17 protein-coding genes, 1 pseudogene and 1 riboswitch are annotated in these 22,984 nt (G+C 34.2%); of the genes and pseudogenes, 7 read left to right on the top strand and 11 right to left on the bottom strand.

Annotated features, from left to right (window positions below):
• The first annotated feature begins 942 nt into the window (after positions 1 to 942).
• The gene (locus ACIGHG_RS14760) at positions 943 to 1,638 is read left to right on the top strand and encodes a 4'-phosphopantetheinyl transferase family protein (RefSeq protein ID WP_396549108.1); all 696 of its coding nucleotides are present in this window, start codon (positions 943 to 945) and stop codon (positions 1,636 to 1,638) included.
• Between the two features lie 9 nt (positions 1,639 to 1,647).
• On the opposite strand, the gene ACIGHG_RS14755 is transcribed toward ACIGHG_RS14760, so the two are convergent.
• Both ACIGHG_RS14755 and metK read right to left on the bottom strand, forming a co-directional pair.
• Positions 1,648 to 2,376, bottom strand: a complete 729-nt coding sequence (locus tag ACIGHG_RS14755) for a thioesterase II family protein (RefSeq protein WP_396549106.1) — start codon at positions 2,374 to 2,376, stop codon at positions 1,648 to 1,650.
• Positions 2,377 to 2,892: 516 nt separating this feature from the next.
• The gene (gene metK, locus ACIGHG_RS14750; protein ID WP_090916536.1) at positions 2,893 to 4,092 is read right to left on the bottom strand and encodes a methionine adenosyltransferase; all 1,200 of its coding nucleotides are present in this window, start codon (positions 4,090 to 4,092) and stop codon (positions 2,893 to 2,895) included.
• A gap of 164 nt (positions 4,093 to 4,256) precedes the next feature.
• A riboswitch (SAM riboswitch) is annotated at positions 4,257 to 4,379 on the bottom strand.
• A gap of 218 nt (positions 4,380 to 4,597) precedes the next feature.
• Between metK and pckA the strand changes: the two genes are divergently transcribed.
• Entirely contained in the window at positions 4,598 to 6,184 is a 1,587-nt protein-coding gene (gene pckA, locus ACIGHG_RS14745; RefSeq protein WP_090916667.1) for a phosphoenolpyruvate carboxykinase (ATP), read from the top strand.
• 152 nt (positions 6,185 to 6,336) lie between these two features.
• Here the strand turns inward: pckA and ACIGHG_RS14740 are convergent, their stop codons facing one another.
• Entirely contained in the window at positions 6,337 to 6,708 is a 372-nt protein-coding gene (locus tag ACIGHG_RS14740) for an ATP synthase subunit I (RefSeq protein WP_336473652.1), read from the bottom strand.
• A gap of 379 nt (positions 6,709 to 7,087) precedes the next feature.
• On the opposite strand from ACIGHG_RS14740, the gene ACIGHG_RS14735 reads away from it, so the two are divergent.
• Both ACIGHG_RS14735 and ACIGHG_RS14730 read left to right on the top strand, forming a co-directional pair.
• Positions 7,088 to 7,309 (top strand): hypothetical protein, encoded by a 222-nt coding sequence (locus tag ACIGHG_RS14735; protein ID WP_396549104.1) that lies wholly within the window; start codon positions 7,088 to 7,090, stop codon positions 7,307 to 7,309.
• A 291-nt stretch (positions 7,310 to 7,600) separates the two neighbouring features.
• Positions 7,601 to 9,304, top strand: coding sequence for a 6-pyruvoyl-tetrahydropterin synthase-related protein (locus ACIGHG_RS14730; RefSeq protein ID WP_396549102.1), 1,704 nt, complete (start codon positions 7,601 to 7,603; stop codon positions 9,302 to 9,304).
• A gap of 71 nt (positions 9,305 to 9,375) precedes the next feature.
• On the opposite strand, the gene ACIGHG_RS14725 is transcribed toward ACIGHG_RS14730, so the two are convergent.
• Positions 9,376 to 9,699: an iron-sulfur cluster biosynthesis family protein gene (locus tag ACIGHG_RS14725; RefSeq protein WP_090916540.1), complete on the bottom strand. Its 324-nt coding sequence runs from the start codon at positions 9,697 to 9,699 to the stop codon at positions 9,376 to 9,378.
• 112 nt (positions 9,700 to 9,811) lie between these two features.
• On the opposite strand from ACIGHG_RS14725, the pseudogene ACIGHG_RS14720 reads away from it, so the two are divergent.
• Positions 9,812 to 10,051 (top strand): annotated as a pseudogene (locus tag ACIGHG_RS14720) (Nif3-like dinuclear metal center hexameric protein); the annotation flags it as partial.
• A gap of 267 nt (positions 10,052 to 10,318) precedes the next feature.
• On the opposite strand, the gene ACIGHG_RS14715 reads toward ACIGHG_RS14720, so the two are convergent.
• From ACIGHG_RS14715 to ACIGHG_RS14685, 7 genes are all read right to left on the bottom strand, one after another.
• Positions 10,319 to 11,911: a family 14 glycosylhydrolase gene (locus tag ACIGHG_RS14715; protein ID WP_396549129.1), complete on the bottom strand. Its 1,593-nt coding sequence runs from the start codon at positions 11,909 to 11,911 to the stop codon at positions 10,319 to 10,321.
• 551 nt (positions 11,912 to 12,462) lie between these two features.
• Positions 12,463 to 12,957: a DM13 domain-containing protein gene (locus ACIGHG_RS14710; protein ID WP_396549099.1), complete on the bottom strand. Its 495-nt coding sequence runs from the start codon at positions 12,955 to 12,957 to the stop codon at positions 12,463 to 12,465.
• A gap of 89 nt (positions 12,958 to 13,046) precedes the next feature.
• Positions 13,047 to 14,105 (bottom strand): sensor histidine kinase, encoded by a 1,059-nt coding sequence (locus ACIGHG_RS14705; protein WP_336473648.1) that lies wholly within the window; start codon positions 14,103 to 14,105, stop codon positions 13,047 to 13,049.
• Positions 14,102 to 14,815: a response regulator transcription factor gene (locus ACIGHG_RS14700; RefSeq protein WP_336473647.1), complete on the bottom strand. Its 714-nt coding sequence runs from the start codon at positions 14,813 to 14,815 to the stop codon at positions 14,102 to 14,104. Before ACIGHG_RS14700 ends, ACIGHG_RS14705 begins: the two co-directional genes overlap by 4 nt.
• A gap of 328 nt (positions 14,816 to 15,143) precedes the next feature.
• The gene (locus ACIGHG_RS14695; protein ID WP_396549097.1) at positions 15,144 to 15,524 is read right to left on the bottom strand and encodes a hypothetical protein; all 381 of its coding nucleotides are present in this window, start codon (positions 15,522 to 15,524) and stop codon (positions 15,144 to 15,146) included.
• Between the two features lie 651 nt (positions 15,525 to 16,175).
• Complete coding sequence (locus tag ACIGHG_RS14690; protein ID WP_396549095.1) at positions 16,176 to 18,491, bottom strand: binary toxin-like calcium binding domain-containing protein; 2,316 nt, start codon at positions 18,489 to 18,491, stop codon at positions 16,176 to 16,178.
• A gap of 135 nt (positions 18,492 to 18,626) precedes the next feature.
• Positions 18,627 to 19,517, bottom strand: coding sequence for a metallophosphoesterase (locus ACIGHG_RS14685; RefSeq protein ID WP_396549093.1), 891 nt, complete (start codon positions 19,515 to 19,517; stop codon positions 18,627 to 18,629).
• Between the two features lie 836 nt (positions 19,518 to 20,353).
• Here ACIGHG_RS14685 and hblC point away from each other — a divergent pair.
• A complete protein-coding gene (gene hblC, locus ACIGHG_RS14680) occupies positions 20,354 to 21,673 on the top strand; it encodes a hemolysin BL lytic component L2 (protein WP_396549091.1) in 1,320 nt (439 codons plus the stop codon).
• Between the two features lie 70 nt (positions 21,674 to 21,743).
• Positions 21,744 to 22,973, top strand: a complete 1,230-nt coding sequence (gene hblD, locus ACIGHG_RS14675) for a hemolysin BL lytic component L1 (RefSeq protein ID WP_396549089.1) — start codon at positions 21,744 to 21,746, stop codon at positions 22,971 to 22,973.
• Positions 22,974 to 22,984: the final 11 nt, after the last annotated feature.

The following is a 22,984-nucleotide window of genomic DNA, read 5'->3' as shown; positions in this document are numbered from 1 at the left end:
ACAGATTATATTTGTTTTTTTATCCAGTCAATGTCTTTTTTTGTAGTAATTTGCCTTAAAATTTTATTATTAAAATCCTCACTATCCTAATATAAAAAAACATTTTTTATATAGCTTTACTGCTATATAATCCACATCAATATTCAAAAAAACATATAAACTTAATCCCCATACAAAAACAACTTATTGTATAAAGCAATAACACCTGTACTCAATTAAAAATAAACTTTCCTACAAAATTATTATAAAAATGATTCACGTAGAAAATATTTATATTCTTATAGAAATATTTTTCTAGTTTTCAAAATATATATAAATCCATTTTAATTTTTCGGCATAGAAGTCACTGTTATGCAGAACACAACATGACCACTACTCTTTTTTTATGCCTTGTCTATAATTTTTATTGACTTATTCAATTGAGATTCCCATCTTCAACCACTTATATGTGTGATTATCATATATCCCTTTACATATGATAATTATTGGTCGATTCTTTTCATGATGATCCTAAATGATATAATTTATTTCTTTGAATGATGTATCAAATTTCTTGTTTAACATACAAACATCACTTGCCTGAAGTCCATTATTGCAAGGACTTCGCTAAGTTGCGTTCATACAACTACTCTCATCTCGTTATAGATTTAGAATATTATGGAATATTTAACACACGGATTATATAATAAAGCTAAAAATCTCTATACTAATTTAGTTAGTATATATAAAATTAAAAAATCGGCATAAAACCCTCCTTTTTTTAGGTGGGCGGGAGCATATGGCCATGCATAGAAGCGGTCATGTTGTATTCTGCATAGCAGTAATCCTATGTCAGAAAATTAAAATAAATATATATAAATTATTAAAAAGGAGCTATGTTAATTTCTTCTTGGCTGAGTGTATTATTATTTTTTTAATAATTCCAACAAAGGAGTGGGTTAAATGAAAATATATGCCGTTCATATTGATAAATCACCTTCGGATGATGAATTTCAGCGTATGATGCAAATTATTTCATTAAGTACGCGGAGAAAAATAGAAAGATATAAATTTAGAGAAGATATGGAAAGGACTTTAATTGGGGAAATACTCGTTCGTCACATTATAAAAGAAAAGTTCGGAATCTCTAACCATGAAATTCATTTTTCTAATAATAGTTATGGCAAGCCATACGCTGTCAATTTAGAGTCCTTTAACTATAATATATCTCATTCTGGATGTTGGGTTGTTCTTGCTGTAGATCATGATCCTATAGGAATCGATATTGAGAAAGTAAAATCTATTGACTTAGATATTGCAAAACATTTTTTTAGTACAAAAGAATATTTAGATCTTATGAATACGGATATTTCTAAAAGAACTTCTTACTTTTACCAACTGTGGTCTATGAAGGAAAGCTATGTAAAACAAGTAGGAAAAGGATTAACAATTCCACTTAATTCATTTTCAGTCCAATTCGATCCCAAAAAGGGTGCCTCTATTAATGTACCCAAAATGCAACCCGATGTCTTTCTGAAAACTTATCCAATTGATACTAACTATCATATGGCTGTGTGTGCTACGAATCCATACTTTCCAAAAGAGATTATAATCAAAAACTATACAGATTTGTTTAAAATGAAAGAAGTAGGAACTTAACCTACTTCTTTAATAATGATATATCCCTATATTTTGAAGGATTTGTTGGATTTTTAATGCTACTTTTTCAGGATTTGACAAAGGGAACATATGCCCACCGTCAAAATCATGATAATTTACCGTCTGTATCCACTGACTCCATTCTGTTTGGTTATTAAAACATTTATAATCCTGCCTACCATTAAATATATGTACTGGTGTTTGAACTATTGTATGATTTTTATGTTTAAATTCTTCTAAAGCACGATAGTCTGACCTTAAAGAAGGTAAAAAATAATCCAAAATATCTTTATTTTCTAATAATTCTTCAGGTATTCCCCCTAATTTAGCAACATAATTCACAAACTCCTCACGACCGAGTTGTGACATTTTCTTCCTTTTTATATTTGGAGCTTGAATAGCAGAAATAATAGCTACTTCTGGGTACACACCTTCCATCTCTAGTTCTTGCAAAAGACGGTAGACCATTAGTCCCCCCATACTATGTCCAAACAAAATAAAACGATCATTTTTGAACTCTAACAACATTTGTCTATATAAATTTACTAGATTTTCAAAATTAGATTCTAAAGGCATCGTGTTTGTACCATGTCCAGGCGGCTCTACTACGTGCATTGTACAAGTATCTCGCAAGTATTTATGCAGCGGACGAAATGAGGCAGAATATCCTCCAGCAAATGGAAAACAAATTAGGTGTAAATCATTCATATCACTATCTAATCGTTTTAAAATTTTCATCAATTTGGCCTCCTTCAGTTTGTCATTTATAAAGATAATTATTTAGCTTATACATTATTTAAACAATAAAAGTTCCTTCTTTCATTCGCCACTCACTACTTTAAAAACGTAATTATATTTATCACCTTCAGTCCATATATAAATACATGCTCTTTCTTAAAGAAGATTATAAAGCTTTAGCTAAATTGTGTCCATGTAACTATACAAGCTTTAAGCTTACTAATTAACTTAAAATCGGGTAACTACAGAAACATTTATTTCATAAGTTACTAAAAAATTAACATTAAAAATCGAGTATTGTTTCAAGATTCGACCGCTAAATTAAGTCATTTCTTGCATTTTTTTGTGAAACAACCATCTAACATAGTCAAACAGCCTTGCATATTTTTAAAATAAGCAATTATTCTCTATAAGAATATACATCATTGTTTGAACACAGCTTATAAAGAGAACTTAATGTATTTCCAAAAATAAAAAAAGCTTTGCGCACACGCGCAAAGCTTTTTTCTTCCTATATTATAGACCAGCTTGTTCTTTTAAAGTTTCAGCTTTGTCTGTACGTTCCCATGAAAGATCTACATCAGTACGTCCGAAGTGGCCGTAAGCTGCTGTTTGTTTGTAAATTGGGCGACGTAAGTCTAACATTTTGATGATACCAGCTGGGCGAAGATCGAAGTTGTTGCGAACTAGTTCTACTAGTACTTCTTCAGATACTTTACCTGTGCCGAATGTATCAACAGAGATAGATACTGGTTGTGCTACGCCGATTGCGTATGCAAGTTGTACTTCTGCTTTGTCGGCAAGTCCTGCTGCTACGATGTTTTTCGCAACATAACGAGCTGCGTATGCTGCAGAGCGGTCAACTTTTGTCGCATCCTTACCAGAGAATGCACCGCCGCCGTGACGAGCATATCCGCCGTAAGTATCTACGATAATTTTACGACCTGTTAAACCAGCATCCCCTTGTGGGCCACCGATAACGAAGCGGCCAGTTGGGTTAATGAAGAATTTTGTTTCTTCATCGATTAATTCAGCTGGTACAACTGGTTTAATTACGAACTCTTTTAAGTTGCGATCGATTTGTTCCCAAGCAATTTCTGGATGATGTTGCGTAGAAATTACGATTGTATCGACGCGAACTGGTTTACCATTTTCATCATACTCAACTGTTACTTGTGTTTTACCGTCTGGACGTAAGTATGGTAATGTATCATCCTTACGAACTTCCGTTAAACGACGAGCTAATTTATGAGCAAGTGAGATTGGAAGTGGCATTAATTCTTTTGTTTCATTACATGCGAAACCAAACATTAAACCTTGGTCGCCAGCACCGATTGCTTCAATCTCTTCGTCAGTCATTTGACCTTCGCGTGCTTCTAACGCTTGGTCAACACCCATTGCGATGTCAGCAGATTGTTCATCGATAGATGTTAAAACTGCACAAGTTTCTGCATCGAATCCGTATTTTGCACGAGTATAACCGATTCCTTGAATTGTTTCACGAACGATTTTTGGAATATCTACATAAGTAGAAGTTGTAATCTCTCCCGCTACCAATACTAAACCAGTTGTTACTGTTGTTTCACAAGCTACACGTGCGTTTGCATCTTTTGCTAAGATTGCATCTAAAATAGAATCAGAAATTTGGTCACAAATTTTATCTGGATGTCCTTCAGTTACAGATTCAGATGTGAACAGATGACGTTTTTTTGTCATGTGGTAAACCTCCCTACAGTAATTGTATATATTGTACGGAACTCATCCTTAATTTGCCACAAACTGCGACATTCATGTATTTTCCCATACAAGTGCAAAAGAAAAACCCTTCCTTATAGAGGAAAGGTTGTATTTGCTACTTGCATACTGCTTTTTGCCCTTCGCTCTTATCGTTCGAGACCATTAGCCTCGCACAGGTTTAAGCACCTATTCACTTGCTTGCCTTGCATGCAAGTGAGGTTGCCGGGCTTCATCGGGCCTGTCCCTCCGCCAGCTCGGGATAAGAGAGTATCCGTCCTCAACTATACTAAAGAAATGACTTTCATTTGTCAATCCATATACACATATTCCTATAAGTTTTTAACCACAGAAATTTATGGAAAAAATAAGATAATAACACAAACAAAAATAAATAAATAGTATACATTATTTATATGATTGTGTTATACTTTTAGTGGGGATTACGATGAATATTCATAAATCAAATAAAGGATGGTATATAAATATGAGTACTGCGAATGTCCAAATTGGATTACATGAACTATTGAACGGAAGCAATGCACAGGTTCAATTGAGCGTTCCGCAATTAACGGAAAAGGTATTAATGAGAAAAGAAGGTCGATTAACTTCTACTGGCGCTGTTTCTGTTTCAACAGGAAAATATACAGGACGTTCTCCGAAAGATAAATTTATTGTAGACGAAGCATCTGTTACGGATAAAATTGCTTGGGGATCTGTAAACCAACCAATTTCTGAAGAGCATTTTAATAAATTATATGCAAAAGTGCTAGAATACTTAAAAGATAAAGAAGAACTATTCGTATTCAAAGGATTTGCAGGAGCAGACCGCAACTCCCGTCTTCCTCTTCAAGTTATTAATGAATACGCTTGGCATAACTTATTTGCGCATCAATTATTCATTCGTCCAACTGAAGAAGAATTAAAAAGTCATGATGCACAGTTCACAATTGTATCTGCACCAAACTTCAAAGCAGATCCAGAAGTCGACGGCACGAATTCAGAAACGTTTATTATTGTTTCTTTTGAAAAGCGTATCGTGTTAATCGGGGGTACCGAATACGCTGGTGAAATGAAAAAATCAATCTTCTCTATTATGAACTACTTACTTCCAGAGCAAGATATTTTATCTATGCACTGCTCTGCAAACGTAGGTGAAGAAGGCGATGTTGCTTTATTCTTCGGTTTATCTGGAACAGGGAAAACAACATTATCTGCTGATCCGCACCGCAAATTAATTGGTGATGACGAGCACGGCTGGTCTGATAACGGTGTATTTAATATCGAAGGCGGTTGCTATGCGAAATGTGTGAACTTATCTCGCGAGAAAGAGCCACAAATCTTTGACGCGATTAAATTCGGCTCTGTTTTAGAAAACGTTATGATTAATGATCAGACACGCATTGCAAATTACGATGACACTGCATTAACAGAAAATACACGTGCAGCTTATCCAATTGATGCAATTGATAACATCGTATTACCTAGCGTTGCAGGTCATCCAAATACAATTATTTTCTTAACTGCTGATGCATTTGGCGTATTGCCTCCAATCAGTAAATTAACGAAAGAGCAAGCTATGTATCATTTCTTAAGCGGTTACACTAGTAAACTAGCAGGAACTGAGCGCGGTATTACTTCACCACAAGCAACATTCTCAACATGCTTCGGTTCTCCGTTCTTACCGCTTGATGCATCTCGCTATGCAGAAATGCTTGGTGAAAAAATCGAGAAGCATGATGCAAAAGTATTCTTAGTGAACACTGGCTGGACTGGCGGCGAATACGGCGTTGGAAAACGTATGAACTTAGGTCATACACGCGCAATGGTGCAAGCTGCATTAAACGGCGAGCTTGATAACACTGAAACAGTAAAACATGATATCTTTGGCCTTGAAGTACCACTTCATGTTCCTGGTGTACCTGATGAAGTATTAATGCCAGAACAAACATGGGCTGATAAAGAAGCTTACAAAGTAAAAGCAACTGAACTTGCAAATAAGTTCAAAGAAAACTTCAAGAAATTTAATACTGTTTCTGAAACAATTGTAAACCTTGGCGGTCCAATCGCTTAACCTGACTTTACTGTGAAATATCCTAAATCATGTGAATAAGTATGTTGTTATTGCAAGAAAACAAGTACTCACCGACAAAGCCCACGTTTTCTTGTCATTGCACATACTTACATATAAAAAGAGGCTTACGAGTAATCTCGCAAGCCTCTTCCCTATTTCTTCGTATCTTTCATACTATAATATGCTAAATTAATAACGATTAATATATACCCGCCCATAATCCCGACAGCAAATGCCCACATTACCATATGATGCTCAATTTCGTACATAATAATAGCACCAAGTATCGCTGCTGCAAATCTGTTTATCATACCAAGAGTTGGTGATTTACTTTTTTTCACTATACTCTCTCCAATTTTTTCAATGCGGCGTCCTAAAATCCAAACACAATATGTGCTCACCAGAAAACCAAGACCAATTCCTAAAAAATGCGGAGAAAAAGGAGTAAATGCCCATCCTAACAGCATAAGTGCTAAAATATAATAAGTTTGTACTTTAAATGTTTGTAACGACATGCTAATCATGTTGTGACTCCTCTACTGCAAAATCTCTATATCAAACTTCATCCAAATTGAAAAAACACTTTTTTAGGTAGGCGAGAGTGATTGGCCATGCATAGAAGCGGTCAGGTCCTTTTCCTGCCACGTGCAATACAAAAGCAAATTACTTCTCCATAGCAGTGATTTATATATTGGATAATCAAAACGGTTTTTACTATTCACATAGTGTTTACGTTATTAAAATATTTGCGTGAAATAACATTATATAAGATTTCTTTTGCGAGCAGCATGACGAATTGTGTCGTTTTTTTAAACATTTTTTTATGATTCTTGCAAAATACGATATCAATCTAACAAAATATGGATATGATATAGTAAGTACACAATAAAGGAGGGACTTCCATTGCTCTTCTTTCTCATTGCTCTTATTCATTTCGTTATCCCGGCTCTCGTCGGCTTAACATTATATTGGTACACACCTAAGCATAGTGTTTTCTATGCCGTCCTCAGCGTTCTTCTCACCGGTATGATTCTCGTCACTTATTTCCACTTCCCTTTTCTTAACTGGATTCCATTTGTTATAGCTATTTTGTATCTAATTTTATTACCGAAAATCAAAAAATAAGAAAGCAGAGTAGATCTGCTTTCTTATTTTGATATAATTTATTTTATAAGTTACTGTTTCTCTGACTTTACAAACCATAGGACCATTGAACTACTCCCACCTATCTTCCTCGCTTCTCTCTGCATCTTGAGTACTATATTTATAAGTGATACCTTTCTCTTCTTTTCATTTGTGAATTCGACAAAATACGACAAAGTATTCACCGTTTATTTGCTAATATAAGTTAGGTAAGACAACCTTATATTCCTATATAATATATGAAAAATCAAAATATACGGGGGATAAAAAATCGTGAAGTTAATAAAGGTTAATAAAAAAGATGCTTTAGCATTCTTCGCTATCATATTCTGTATATTAATATGTTCTATTATTCAAATGAATTTATTTTGGGACAAAGATTTAGTATTGACAGGAGATGATATAGGATTCCATTTAAATCGTGTATTTGGATTAGCTGAAGCAATCAAAACATCTCACTACCCATTTTATATTGATAGTACCTTTTTAAATGGATATGGTTACGCAGCAAATTGGTTTTATCCTAACCTCTTTCTATTTCCAATGGCTATTTTATTGAATTTAGGATACAGTTTAGTAGTTTCCTATAAAACTTATATAATCATTTATACAATAGCAACAGCGTGCGTAACTTATTATTGCACCTATAAAATGAGCAAAAAAGTAACTTCATCAAGCTTTATGACTATATTGTATGTTTTTTCGCTCTATAGAGCATTTGATGTTTATCAAAGAGCCGCGCTTGGGGAATCATTGGCGTTTATCTTTCTCCCTGTTATATTGTATGGAATTTATGAAATTTTATATGGACAGAAAAAAAAGTGGTACATTTTAACGATTGGATTCACTGGAATCATTTATACTCATGTTTTATCAAGTGTATTAGCTTTTTGCATGCTACTGCTCTTCCTACTCCTTTCAATTCATAGACTCCGGGAGGATAAAACAAAAATAATTTATTTTGTTGTTGCTGGCGGAGTAACAATTTTATTATCAGCTTTTTTTATTTTTCCAATGATAGAGCAAATGGCATCGAATACCTTCTATCTCAATACATATACTTTAACAACACCTAGCAATACGACATATTCACTCGGGGCATTATGGAGAAGTATTACATTATATTATAAAGATTCTTCAATTATAGGATTAGGATACGTTCTATTTTTACCATTAATATACAGATTTAAAATTAAAAAGAAGAATACAATAATAAATTTTGCTGACAAATGCTTATTAATCGCAATGATATTTTTACTAATGACAACAAACTATTTCCCATGGCAACACTTCCATACATTAGACGTTATACAATTCACATTTAGGCTTTTTGCACTTGTAACGTTATTAATGGCATTTAGCTGTTCAATTTATGTAGGCTATTCTGTTAAGAAAAAATATCATTCAATCGGTTTGCTATTTATTGTTCTTTCCCTATCAATCAGTAATGCATCGACAATAGCTCAATATTATAAAGATTTTCGCATACATGACAAGAATCAATTTAGAGGAGAGCAAACTTTTAAAGATTCATACAATATAGGCGCAGGTTCTGAATACCTACCTTCTGTTACAAAGATCGATGTTTTAAAATCACGAAAGAAAGACGAAGTTAAAACAAAAAATCGTACAACGAAATTAAGTCATATAGTAAAGGATGGCAATGAACTTTATATACATTTTGATGCAAAGAATAAAGATATCTTAGAACTTCCAATGATTTATTACAAAGGCTATGAAGTGAAAATTAACAACAAAATCGTTCCGATAAAAATGTCTAACAACGGATTGATAGAAGTACCAATCCAAGGAAAAGGGAAAATGGAAATATCATACCCAGGAACAGGTATTCAAAAATTCTCCTTTTACACGTCTATTACTACTTTCATTTTGTTGATGATTTTCATTCTTTTAAGAAGTATTATAAGAAATAAAGAACAGCAGCATAGTGGGGATTCTATAATGAAATATGCATAAAGTGAAACTTTATATTGAGTAATAAATTAAAGAAGAAAGCAAATTTTATCTGCTTTCTTCTTTTCCAGCAATTACACCCGAACATGCAATTTCATATTCGGATTATAATATTGACTCGGGCTTTTTAATTGAAAAGTTCCTCCGGATTCAGAAAAATCAACAGTCAAGTTATCATCCATAAAAACAAGCTTCGTTCGATCGGCAATAAACTGGAACTGGTTTGATGAAATTTCTACGTCGCGCTCATCTTTTTCAGATACAGCGACTAAGTCAATAATCCCACTCATTACACAGCCGCATCCTTCTGTATCGTAAAATAATTTTATATATTTTGCCTCACTTGGAATCATCTCTTTTATTTTCGCATATGCTGCGTCCGTCACTGTAACATTCATTGGTTTTCCTCCTACATATATCGAGATTATCCTATTGTAGCATTCTTTTTTTATAAATCGATTCGATTTTTATATACAGAAAATTCGTTATCAATGAGATACTTTATTTTCCATAAACAAATACGGAATAGGCCCTACATTTAGCCGCTTTATTCCCGCTGTTTATAATCCTATTTCGTTTCCGTGGCAAAATTTCTTTGAAGATGATTTCGTAACATACTTTAACGGAATCATGTTAAGAGGAGCAGATACGGTTCACAACATCTTTTTAGCTGTATTTCCAACCGACGAGGTACTAAATAGATTTCTTGCTGAAGGAACCGCTAGAGACTTACTATTCATGCATCATCCGTACTCGTTTTCTCCTTTTGTTTTAAACATTGCATGTGGTAGGAAAAGGCCCTGACCGTTTCTATGCGCGGCCAGATGCTCTCATTCCCCTAAAAAGAAAAGGTTTTTATGTCGGTTTTTTAACTTGTATATATAGAAAGCGGTATTCTTTCTGTATGAAAAAAAGCAACCAAATTTATCATATATTTGGTTGCTTTTTTTGCTCTTATTGTTTACTTCAACAAAGCCACTATACTTTCATGCTAAAAATTTCTTTTAAGCAATGAAACTACCACAAATCCGTATACACAGTAGAAGTCGCCGGAATTGGCGTCCAATATTGCTGATTTGGCTGCCATGCTTTAATCGTTCCATCTTGGCGCTTAATAAATGCTTTGAATTGAACATTGCGTTCAGCCGGTAAATAAACTGTACCTCTCCAATCTCCGTAAGTAGAGTTGTACGATAATTTAATAGGGTATGACGTTGTATCCCATTGTCCTAACTCGGCACGATCTCCAACAATATACACTGTATCTCCAGTAGCTGTTGGCGCATTTTTTACAACAATTGTTTGTTGAGTAGGAGTGACTCCTAAAATATCTTTAAACTGCCCCATCAATGTATTATTGTACATAACATCTTGATAACGAAGCAGTGTAAATCCCGCAAAATTATAGTTAAAAGCCATTTCAGCTGTTTTCTTATATTCATTGTCGCTTCCTATGCTTAACGCATTTTCGCCATTTAGTACAATCCCTTTTTCATTCGCAAGCTTAGCTACTTGTTGTACAAGTGTTTTTGGCATTGAATATTCTGGATATGTTCCCTTATCTGACATCTCTAAGCAAGTAAATGTTAAATCCAATTTTGCACTCTTAAAAGCGTCTAACAAACTACTATAATCATTATATCCCGCTGGTTTTTCAGCGCTGTGCGGAAGATTTAGATTGTTATATTGCCAGTGAACGCCGGCAACTTTCGCTCCAATTGGTACATGGAACGTATTATCAAATGCAGAATGAGCTAATTCTCCTATCAATTTTGTATGCTCCTCTAACACACCTTCATACCACTTTAAGAAATCTTCACCATACTTTGTTTGATAACCGCTTGCCAAAAATTGATATCCATCAGATGGCGGAAGTACTTGTGACATAGAAGTCAGGTTTGTCCCCCAAGCTTTGTTTATTTCTGCTAAAGATCCATATTTTTGTAATGTCCAAGAACGAAATTGTGCTTTCGCAAATTCTGTATAAGCTTGAAACTTTCCTCTAGACGGATAACCTGATCCATCAGCTGACGTATAAGATGGATAACGTGTTTCTCCAGCCGGCCCGCCTGATAAATAAACCTTCGCAATGACATCTTTATACGGAGCCATCGCCTGTGCAAAAGCATTATATAATTCTCCGTACTGCTTTCGAATTACGTCTGAAGCTAGCGGATTTAATGTTTCTTTATTAATTGTTCCTGTTTCCGATTTAAAATACAAACTATCATCTGATTTTTGATTCCATATCCAAGAAGGAAGCGGTACATTACAATCATCTCCAACATTACCGCCGCATTGATGCGTTGAAATAATCGGAATCATTTTCATACCAGCATTTCTTACAGATTGTGCAAAGCGCTGCGCATAAGAAAAATCAAATTGTTGATCTCCATTCTTCTCCATATCTCCCCACCAAAAATCAACAGTAATAGCAGAGAAACCGTTTTGTTTTGCCCAGCGTAAATCATTTTCAAACGTCTCCCATGTCATAATATCCGGCACTTTCTTTAGCGGTGCCATAATATATGCTTTGTAATTTCCGTTCATTGATTGCCCGTTTACAGCTGCATAACTCTGGCCCGAAAATATTGAAGAAACAAGCAGCATAAGAACAGATAACATGGCAATACTACAGCCTTTTAAATATTTTTTCATACGCTCTCCCCTTTTCTGAAAATTAAGACTACTAATAATAAAAACTTAAATGAAGGCAAAGGATTTCATTCTATGCTTGTAATTACAAACCTACATGTATACGCTTACATATTATCATTTATTGCAATCGTTTGCATTATTTTTTTCATATTTTATTAGCTTTTTATATGTATATAAAGTGAAACTTCCATCAGTAGGGGGTTTTTCATCTCCCACTGATGGTTAGTTGAACCAATCGGAATTTTCCGGGCAGTTATCCCTCACCTATCTTCTTCGATTCTCTCAATTTTGAGGTGGGGGGCTTACTGCCCACAAATAGCGGGATACATCCATTTTCATTTTTCGACATATAAGTCGCTGCTATGCAGAATCCAACATGACCTGTACTTGCTTGCTCCCTTTGTTTTAAAGCTTGCACGTGGCAGAAATAGGCCCTGACCGCTTCTATGCATGGCCAGATGCTCTTTCCCACCTAAAAGAAAAGGGCTTTTAGGTTAGTTTTTTCAATTTGTATTTATATAAGCTGCACCAAAGTTCTCATTAAATCTCTTACACCATACAGAAACTGCGCCGTATGAACTTACATCAATCCCCTCAGGAATCTCATAGTTTTGGTCGCCTTTGTTTCCCTTTAACTTTCCTAATTCAATATACTTATAATTTTTAACATCTTCATTATTTTTCAATTGCTTCGTAGGAACCAACACAACTCGAACGTCTGGACCGTTAGAAGTTGAAAAATGAGTAAGGCGTAAAATACGTTTTCCATCTGCTAATTGATAGATTGTTGCTGTTCCAGTTGTTTCATGAACACCGCTTTGAAACTGTCCTTCGCTTATTACTTGTTCTTGCTTTATTTCTTTTGACTTCATTTCTGTTTGCGGTAATGTTTCGTTTACTTTCTTATCAATAAATAATTTCTCTGGGCGGAACAAAGACCACAATATCCCCCCAACAATTAAAAATGCTCCTATAAGAAATACATATTTTCTTTTCATAAAGTAAATCCCCTCCTCTAACACTTATATGTTAGCAAGAAAACCTCTCATTTTCATAACATAACTATTACAAAAGTCTTTCAGCAATCTTATTTCTTTTCTGATGTAATAGGAAGGGTAAACCAAAATTCACTTCCTTGTTTCCCATCTGAACGATCTCGCACACCAATTTCTCCTTTGTGCATTTCAACTAATGATTTTGCGATAGCTAATCCAAGCCCTGATCCTCCAGATTGCGAACTTCTGGACTGATCCGTCCTATAGAAACGTTCAAATATGCGTAATTGATCATTGTATGCAATGCCCTCTCCTTCATCACGCACAATAAATTGAACATGTTGCTGCCGCTTATTTTCCTTCACAATCAAATCAATTGTGGAAGATGCAGGAGAATACCGGATTGCATTATGTAACAAGTTACTAATAACCCGCACTATTTTACACGGCATAATCCAAAGCCGAGGCAATGTATCAGACACCTGTACTTCTAACTGCATCTGTTTTTCCTCAAGTAAGATAGAATGTGCATCTAGTACTTCTATTAACACTCTGTCCACATATGTTAAACTTGGATGAAACTCTTCTTGTCCAAGTTCTAACTTGGAAAGATCAAATAAGTTATTAATCAAGCCATTTAATCTTTGCATTTCCTTTAATATTGTCGCTAAGTACTGCTTTTTCATGTCCGGGTCTTCAATTACATCATCTTGTAGTGCTTCTATCATCAATTGTATGCTGGCTATAGGTGTTCGTAAGTCGTGTGAAATATTTGCAATCAGCTCTGTACGCGCTTTTTCTCCTTCTTCTAACTTCGTAAATCCTTCTTCTAACTTTTTAGCCATCTTCTGAAAAGCTGTTGCTAATTCTTTAAACTCTTGTGGTTCCTTTCCAATTATATACATCGTTCCAAAATGTCTATCACTAAATTGTTGCGTTAATGCAATTAAATTTTGAATGGATCTCATAATCGGACGTGTTAATAGCCAATAGATAAAAGTTGAAAGAATCATTGCTACAATCGCAATTCCTGTTAATAACCGTGTTTGTTCCGGCTCCAACAGCATTTTTCTATCACCATACCATATCGCAATGACCATGATACTTGTGCTTAATACATTCATTAGTAACAATTGATAACGTAGTTTCATGTTTCATTTCCTCCATTTGGATCAAAGCGATACCCTATGCCCCAAACTGTATGAATCCAACGATTCTTTGTCGTATGTTTATCTAATTTTTCACGTAAACGACTCATTAATACCGTTACTGTATTGGTACACCCTTCATATTCAAATTCCCAAATTTGTTCAAGAAGTTGTGAACGAGAAAACACCTGTTTTGGATGTTTTGCCATCGTATAAAGTACTTCAAATTCTTTAACTGTTAAGTCAACTGCATGTCCACAAACAAACACGCTTCTCTTCGTTGGATAAATCTTCAAATCCGGAAACTCCATCATTTCTAATTCAGGTTCTTTCGTTTGCACTACTGGCTGATTTCCTCTTCTTAATATAATTTGAACCCTTAATACTAACTCACGAGGTGAAAACGGCTTTGTCACATAATCATCCGCTCCCATTGTTAAACCTAAAATTCGATCTCTTTCCTCTCCCCTAGCGGTCAACATAATAATAGGAACGTTAGATTGTTCACGAATTTCCTCACATAGTTCCCAACCATCTTTCTTTGGCATCATCAAATCTAAAATAATTAAATCTGGCTGATATTGTTGAAATACCTCCCAGCCTTCTGCTCCATTTTCAGCTGTATATACTTCATATCCTTCTCTCTCTAAATACCGTTTACATATTTCTCTAATATTCTCTTCATCTTCTACAATTACAATTCTTTGCTTCATATGTAGATCCCCCGTTGCTCTTTTCTAATAATGTAAAAACATTTTTCTTATTTAAAATACTTATAGTAATCTTTCATATAGATATAATAATTAGTAATCTATTCATTCCAAGTGAAGTGCCATAGTCATACATTCACTAAAAATTACGAAAAATAATTATGTAATTTAGGTGACATAATTAAAAGGAGAATACTGTATATTTACAATCCTTGAAGGATTAAATATCGAAGTTTTAAACTTTAGACATAGAAGTGGAAAGGCTTTATTACATAATATAAGTCTCCATTGCTATCAATGAAGACCTTGTTACAAATGATCAATACTATAATCAATTTCTACTAAGCTTAGAAACATCTTGTAGCAAAAATACAAATGTTATGATAGCCATCCCAAAATTGACTGCAAGAGCTATTATAACAGATAAATCAGTGATATATGATAACACAATACAAATTGAAAAGATTGAAGCAAGAAAAGGAATAATTTTTCTCGTTGCTGTTACTGCATATCCTTTATTCTTCTGGAGATAAATCCTAATGACGCCAATACCTAATAATAATGGAGCAGTAATCAAAATCCCAAACCAACCAAAAGCATCCTCAACAAACCAAGGTAAAAAACGCATCGTTGAAGAGAAGATAAATAAGTTAAGTACGAGAACAAATAATTGCATGATAGATAATTTTATATTTAAGCTTTTTGGATTCATGGTGTTAAACCTCCAATAAAGTGTAATTTTACACTATTTTATTAATCATCCACTTTTATGTCAATATCATTTTTCAATATATAAGTCGCTGCTATGCAGAATACAGCATGACCGCTACTTTCTTTCTCCTTTTGTTTTCAGCTTACATGTGGTAGAAAAAAACCTGACCGTTTCTATGCGCGGCGGATGCTCTCGTTTCCCCTAAAAAACAACCCTTTCCTATAATCTCTAAAAAATTTATTATCATTTCTTATGATTTTATTATTACATTTAAACGTTAAGCGAACTATCTAATAACCTTACATAAAGATGACAGTTCTGTAAGAATGAAAAAAATGAACAAGCTATTTATATAAATATGTTTTAGTTTTCCGACATATATAAAACCCACTTGACTTTCCAACACACAAGTCACCGCCATACTGAACAAAAAATAACCTACTACTTTCTTTCTCCCTTTGTTTGAACATTGCATGTGGCAGAAAAAGGCCCTGACCGCTTCTATACATGGCCAGACGCTCTCGACCATCTAAAAAGAAAAGGGGGTTATGTCAGTTTTTTAATTTGGATTTATATATTACCTCACCCCAAAATAGAAACAGACTGCAAGCATTCTAACAGAAACGCTTTGCAGTCTTATGATTTCTTGCTTTATTTAACGCTTTCTAATTCCCATTGGTGATAATTACCTGGTGAAGTTGTATGCTCAGATCTTAAAACACGCTCACCAGCCCCCACAAGCGGGGCAATACCATTATCTGCAACAGAACTAGTCCACTGATTTTCTCTAGATGTTATATAAGTAGAATCCGATTTTAGATAGAAGTTCTTCTGATTAGGAAGCTTGTCTAATTTAATAGCAGATCTATTATGTTCTTGATCTAACCAGCTATAATCATATCCATTTCCAATGTTGAGATACTGATAACCACTATGATTACTATTCGTAAACTTAAGAAACACTTCTTCATCTTTTTTGAATGGTTCTTCAGGTTTAGATTTTCCTTTTCTTTCAATTAATACTGGTGTTGCTTGAATGTCTGGTCCATGTATTGCTTGTTGGATAGGACCGAGTCTCAATCCATCCCAATTATTACTCTTAAGTGAAAAGTGTACATATCTCCCATTAATTGATTGACTTAAAGTACCGGCGGACCAGGATTCCTTTACACCATCATGAAAGTTAACAGATGACTTCAAATAGTACTTTTTACCTTCTACTATAGGTTCTCCAGAATTATCTACTACTAATTTATCAATAGCTTCTAGATAGCTCTTATTTGAAACAAGAGGCGTGAAGACTTCAGTTTTATTATCTTTTTCATCAATGAGTTCAAACTTAGCGGAATTTTCTCCAAGAGATCTACGGTTTATCGCTAAGTCTACAGGTTCATTTTCTTTAGATTCATACACATTTGAATTTTGATTTCGAACTAGTGTTACCTTTTGATTCTCACCTTTTTTATTACGAACCGTAACAAAGATTTCTTCATTCAAATTAAATATCCCTGGTATAACTGATGCGTAAATCTTTTTCTTGCTATAATCATAACTGCTATATGATAGAGTTGGTCGTAGTGCACGGTTATCAAAGAAACCAAGGTTCTTACCTCGTTCTAAAAGAGTCCTATTTGGACCATAACGAACTCGCTCTGGGTTTAGTCGACCATTTACTATATAATTCGCTACCCAACCTTTATCAGCTATCTCAGTATGTGCAAAGAATTCGTCTAGTGAAAGATTATGATTAATGTTAGCAGACTTTTCCTTGCCCGTTCTTGGTGTATAAACTCTATATTTTGGTATAGCACCGTAGTTTGTTTCTACTAATGTAGTAGAAGCATTTACATTTGATGCAAAATGCGACCAATCTCCTAAATTTACAAATTGTCCATCTTTCATTGTATACACATTCATCGTACTAGTAGGCAAGACTTCAATAGAAAGGGGTGCCCCTTGTTCTACTGCTTTTAATTCATCCAGTGTTAGGGAAATTTTCACATCCGCTTGACCTTCTACACTATCCATTAGAATTTCAGTTTTATTGTTTCCACCTTTTGCTGTAGTTAACAAGTTGGCTTTATAACGATCTTGTGTTGCCTTTACAGTATTAATAATTTTATTACCTAATCGAATGTTAAAGTGAGGTGAAACATCCCCAGCAGATGCAGTACCCGTGTTTTTATATTCTAGATGGAAACGCACATTTGCTGCTTTAGCTGAATCAACAGTTGTTGCTGTTGACCAATCAAAACTATTAGAGATGCTTTCTGTTTCCGTTTTTGTATTAGAGTAACCATATCCTACATTTAACGATCCTTTTCCTGAAGGGACAGGACCCGCTGCCGATCCCTCGGCGCCGCCTTCAACACCTAATCCAACATTAAAAGAATGTTGAACAGATAAACTTTTTTCCCAACTTTTAGTACGCGATTCACCATTTGAATCTGTAATACTAGCAACGGGAGTAATATCGATACGTTTTACAGCAATTTGTAGATTTGGTACATTCGCGATCATGGGATTAAAATCTATATCAGAATCACTATCATAATGCTCCACTTCATAGTTATCTGTAAAAGGGTCCCCATCTGAGTTTGCACTCTTCGGATTTGTTATAAATCTCTTTTTCCCAAAGTCTTCCACCAGGTCATATAACTGGGCTTCATTTTTCCCTGTCTTTTCATTAAATACAATTTTAAATCCTTTTTCTTCCACATCATTAGGAATACCATCCTCGTCCCAATCATTATTCGCCTGAGGCTCTTCCATGATCATGATTCCCTTTTTTCCAGAATCACCATAAATAATATTCTGTCCCTCTTTTAGATTTTTATCTTCTTTAAAGGTTTCCACTTTTCCGTCTTGTTCAGGATTTGTTTCAGCTAAAGCAGGGGATGCTAAAGTTAGTGCCATCGCTACACTGCTTAATACAGCAAATGCTGGCTTCAATTTCTTTTTCTTCATCGTCATTTTCCTCCGTGTTTTATTTAGGGTATTCGTACATTCACTAGTAAGATTGATTTCATCTTATCTAACAAACCTTTCATTTCTCTCTCGTAACTATTACAAAAGTCTTGCAAATGTCTTTCTATAACGTTATTAATTCTTTAGAGAAAAAACAGAGAGTTCCGGCTTACTAAAAAAACGGAAGGGCATTCTAGTCGTACCAATGCCACGATTTACGTACAGTTGTAGTGGTTTCATCTTCCCTTGTATTGAATACAGCCCTTCTACATATTGATTTGCTAGTGAGGTCGTGATGATTGGCCCAATAAACGGAAGTTGTACTTGTCCCCCGTGACTATGACCAGATAGTTGAAAATCGACTGGATATGCAAGAACTTTCTCTATTACATCAGGCTCATGTACGAGTAATATGTTAAAATCCTTCCCCCTGAGATTCTGAAGAGTTTTCTGCACTTTAGGCTTACCAAGTAAAAAGTCATCCAATCCGGAAATGGTAATATAATCACCATTGTTTGTCTTAATTTTTTTCGTTTCATTGACTAACATAGTGAAACCAGCTTCTTCCATATACTGTTTGTACAAGTACCCTCCGCCTCCTCCGCGGTCATGATTACCAAACACCGCATATTTTCCAAGAGGAGCATAAATTTGTGACAAAATCGTTTGTGAGTCTTTTCTTTCAGAAGCATACTCTCCAAACTTATCAATTAAATCACCTGTAAACACTACAATGTCCGGTTTCAACTCATTGATTTGATCAACTAGCATTTGCTGTTGTTTATGAGAAAAATGAGGCCCAAAATGTGTATCAGAAAACTGTACAATTTTTACACCTTGAAATCCTTCTGGAATATTTGAATTCTTAATATCAGTCCACGTGATAGACAATGATTTAGGTTCAAATTGAAATGCATATAAATAAGTAACGAGCGGAAAAATGAAGATTATAAGGAAAATGGCGCACATCCTCTTAAGTTTCCAGCGAAAAATATTTCCTTTTTGTTGTTCTATATTCACTTTCATACGTTCACCTCTGTATTTATCATAAAAGAACTACTATTTAACAACTGTTGTAGCATGTTTATGTTACAGATATTTGTCTTTTCGAGGATTCAAACAAAAAGGATTCGCTTGAACGCGAATCCTTTTTGTTACTTGTCATTTTATACTTTGCAAGCGTTGTATCTCCTATATCGTTATCCTTGTTTTTCGCTTTGTATTCTTATGATGTATCTAGTGCATACTTATACGTTTGTAAAGATATACATTGAAAAATATTTTTAGCATATCTCATCTCATCCCCTGTATAAGAAATCTTTTCCTGTAATGTTTACGGGAAATATAATTACTATTCATAAAATAATATTATTATCGATTATTTATGGTTGATATGACCATATTTATATGCAATTTTGCATTTTCTAAATAAAGGTAAATAGCATACAAAGCGCTATTAAATTATATTAAAAACATTTTTTTATCAAATAATTCATATAGATCAATGAAAACCATTACATTTTATATTTAATTATCAGAGTATAATTATTTCACTTAGTAAAGTGATTTTTAATATTTAATTTTTTAGATATAATGTTTTTTCTAATAACAATATTTAATATTTATATTTTTGAATGTAAATATTAAAATTTTATTGTTTACTTATCAAAAACATAATGTTTAAATGAGGGCGTAAGGTCCTTACATTCTACGGAAGTAAATAATAACGAGAATTTCTTACTTTTAACACTCTATCCGAAAGAATTCTCCTTTCTGAAGTGCGCAAGGAAAGAATCAAGCGCTAAGTCGTTCAAAATGTATAAATAAGATTGTAAAAAGACAATAGTGAAGAGGTGTACGGAATGAAAAATAAAATAATTACAGGATTTTTAATAACATCCATTGTTACTGGGGCAGCTATTCCTATCAATACTCTTGCAACGCCAATCGCGCAGGCAGAAACGCAACAAGAGAACACGGATATTTCCTCATCATTACGAAAATTAGGTGCACAATCTAAATTAATTCAAACATATATAGATCAAGCTTTAACGAGTCCTAATGTACAGCTTATGGAAGTCCCATCTTTAAATACGAACCAAGATCTAATCAAAAAAGATATGAACGAATGGTCAACGGAACTTTATCCAAAATTAATTCTATTAAATTCAAAAAGTAAAGGATTTGCAACTAAATTTAATAGCTATTATCCAGCATTAAAAGCGTTTGTAGACAGTAAAGAAGATAAAGAGGGGTTTTTGGATAGACTTGAAGTTCTTCAAGACATGGCTATGACGAACCAAGACAACGTACAACGTCAAATTAATGAATTAACAGATCTTAAATTACAGCTTGATACAAAACTTAAAGATCTCGATGCTGATGTTACAAAAGCGCAGGGTGTACTAAGTTCAGATGGAACAGGAAAAATAGACCAGCTAAAAAATGAAATACTAAATACCCAAAAATCAATTCAAGATGATTTACAACAAATAGCGTTGTTACCAGGAGCTTTAAATGAACAAGGGTTTGTTATCTTCAAAGAAGTCTATGATCTTTCAAAAAGTATCATTGAACCTGCTGCTCAAACAGCGGTGGCAGCGTATAACAAAGGAAAAGAAATTAACAACTCTATTTTAGAAGCAGAGAAAAAAGCAGAGCAAGAAGCGACAGAAAAAGGTAAATCTGCTCTAGAGATTGAATCGGCTAAAAAAGCAGCTCGTGAAGCAATTGAGAAAAGCAAACAAGCTGAAATAGCTGCAGCTGCAATTACAAAAACGAAAGAGTATGACCTTACGAAAGTTATTGACCCTAAACAAATTAAAAAAACATATAGTGCCTTCGCTGAAGTAAATAAACTAACAGCAGAGCAACGAGCACATTTAGCTGATTTAGAGACACAAAACCAAAAATTTTATGATTTAACAAAGAACCTAAAAGTAGCAGATTTACAAAAATCAATGCTTCTTATTATGCAAAATGATTTACATACATTTGCTAATCAAGTAGATGTAGAACTTAACTTACTAAAACGCTATAAAGAAGATTTGAATCTAATCAAAAATAATATTACAAAATTATCTACTAATGTTGAGACAACTGACCAGCAGTCTCAAAAAGATACATTAAGACAATTAAAAAATGTAACTAGTTATCTTGAAGAACAAGCCAATAAGTTTTAATACCTAAAATCCAATTAGCATAATATAAAAATTATTACAAACTATTAAAAAACCGAGAAGGAGAATAGTTATGAAAAAACTTCCATTTAAAGTGTTAGCTGTAGCCACTCTAGCAACATTTATAACTGCTACGAACGGTAACACTATTCATGTACTTGCCCAAGAACAGACCGCTCAAGAACAAAAAGTAGGTAATTATGAATTAGGGCCTGAAGGGCTGAAAAAAGCATTAGCTCAAACAGGATCTAATATTCTTGTAATGGATTTGTACGCAAAAACAATGATTAAACAACCGAATGTAAATTTATCCAATATTGATTTAGGTTCAGAAGGAGCAGAATTAATTAAAAATATTCACCTTAATCAGGAACTATCACGAATCAATGCGAATTATTGGTTAGATACAGCAAAGCCAAAGATTCAAAAAACAGCACGTAATATTGTAAATTACGATGAACAATTTAAAAATTATTACGATATATTGGAAGCTGCTGTACAAAAGAAAGATAAAGCAGAGTTAAAAGAGGGTCTAAATGATTTAATCACTACAATTAATACAAATTCAAAAGAAGTTACAGAAGTAATTAAGATGTTACAAGAGTTCAAAGCAAAACTGTATGACAATTCTACAGGGTTTAAAAATAATGTTGGTGGTCCAGATGGGCAAGGTGGATTAACGGCACTATTAGCCGGAAATAATGCCCTGATTCCACAAATTAAAGCTGAAATGGAGAAGCTGCGTTCTACTCAGACAGAACATTTTAACAATGTATTAGCATGGTCAATTGGTGGTGGATTAGGAGCATTCATTTTAGTTGCTGCAGCCATTGCAGGAACGGTAGTAATTGTTGTGACTGGCGGTACAGCAACACCTGCTGTTGTTGGTGGCCTTACGGCTCTAGGTGCAGCTGGCATCGGTTTAGGAACAGCATCTGGTATCGTGGCGTCTAAACATATGGACTCCTATAACGAAATTTCTAAAAAAATTGGAGAATTAGGTACGAAAGCCGATCTTGCTACCCAAGCAGTTGTTTCGCTTACTAACGCAAAAGCAACTTTGACAGATCTGTATCAAACAGTGGATCAAGCAATAATATCTCTAACAGGTATCCAACAACAATGGAATAAAATGGGGGCCAATTATACAGATTTACATGATAATATCGACTCTATGCAAGAACATAAATTCTCTTTAATACTTGATGATTTAAAAGCTGCGAAACAAAGCTGGAGTGATATTCATAAAGATGCAGAATTCATTTCGAAAGACATCGCTTTTACACAAGAAGCAAAGAACTAAAAATCAAAACC

The organism is Bacillus sp. NPDC077411, assembly GCF_044543425.1.
Lineage (GTDB): Bacteria > Bacillota > Bacilli > Bacillales > Bacillaceae_G > Bacillus_A > Bacillus_A bruguierae.
This window is presented reverse-complemented; position numbering and strand designations above follow the sequence as displayed.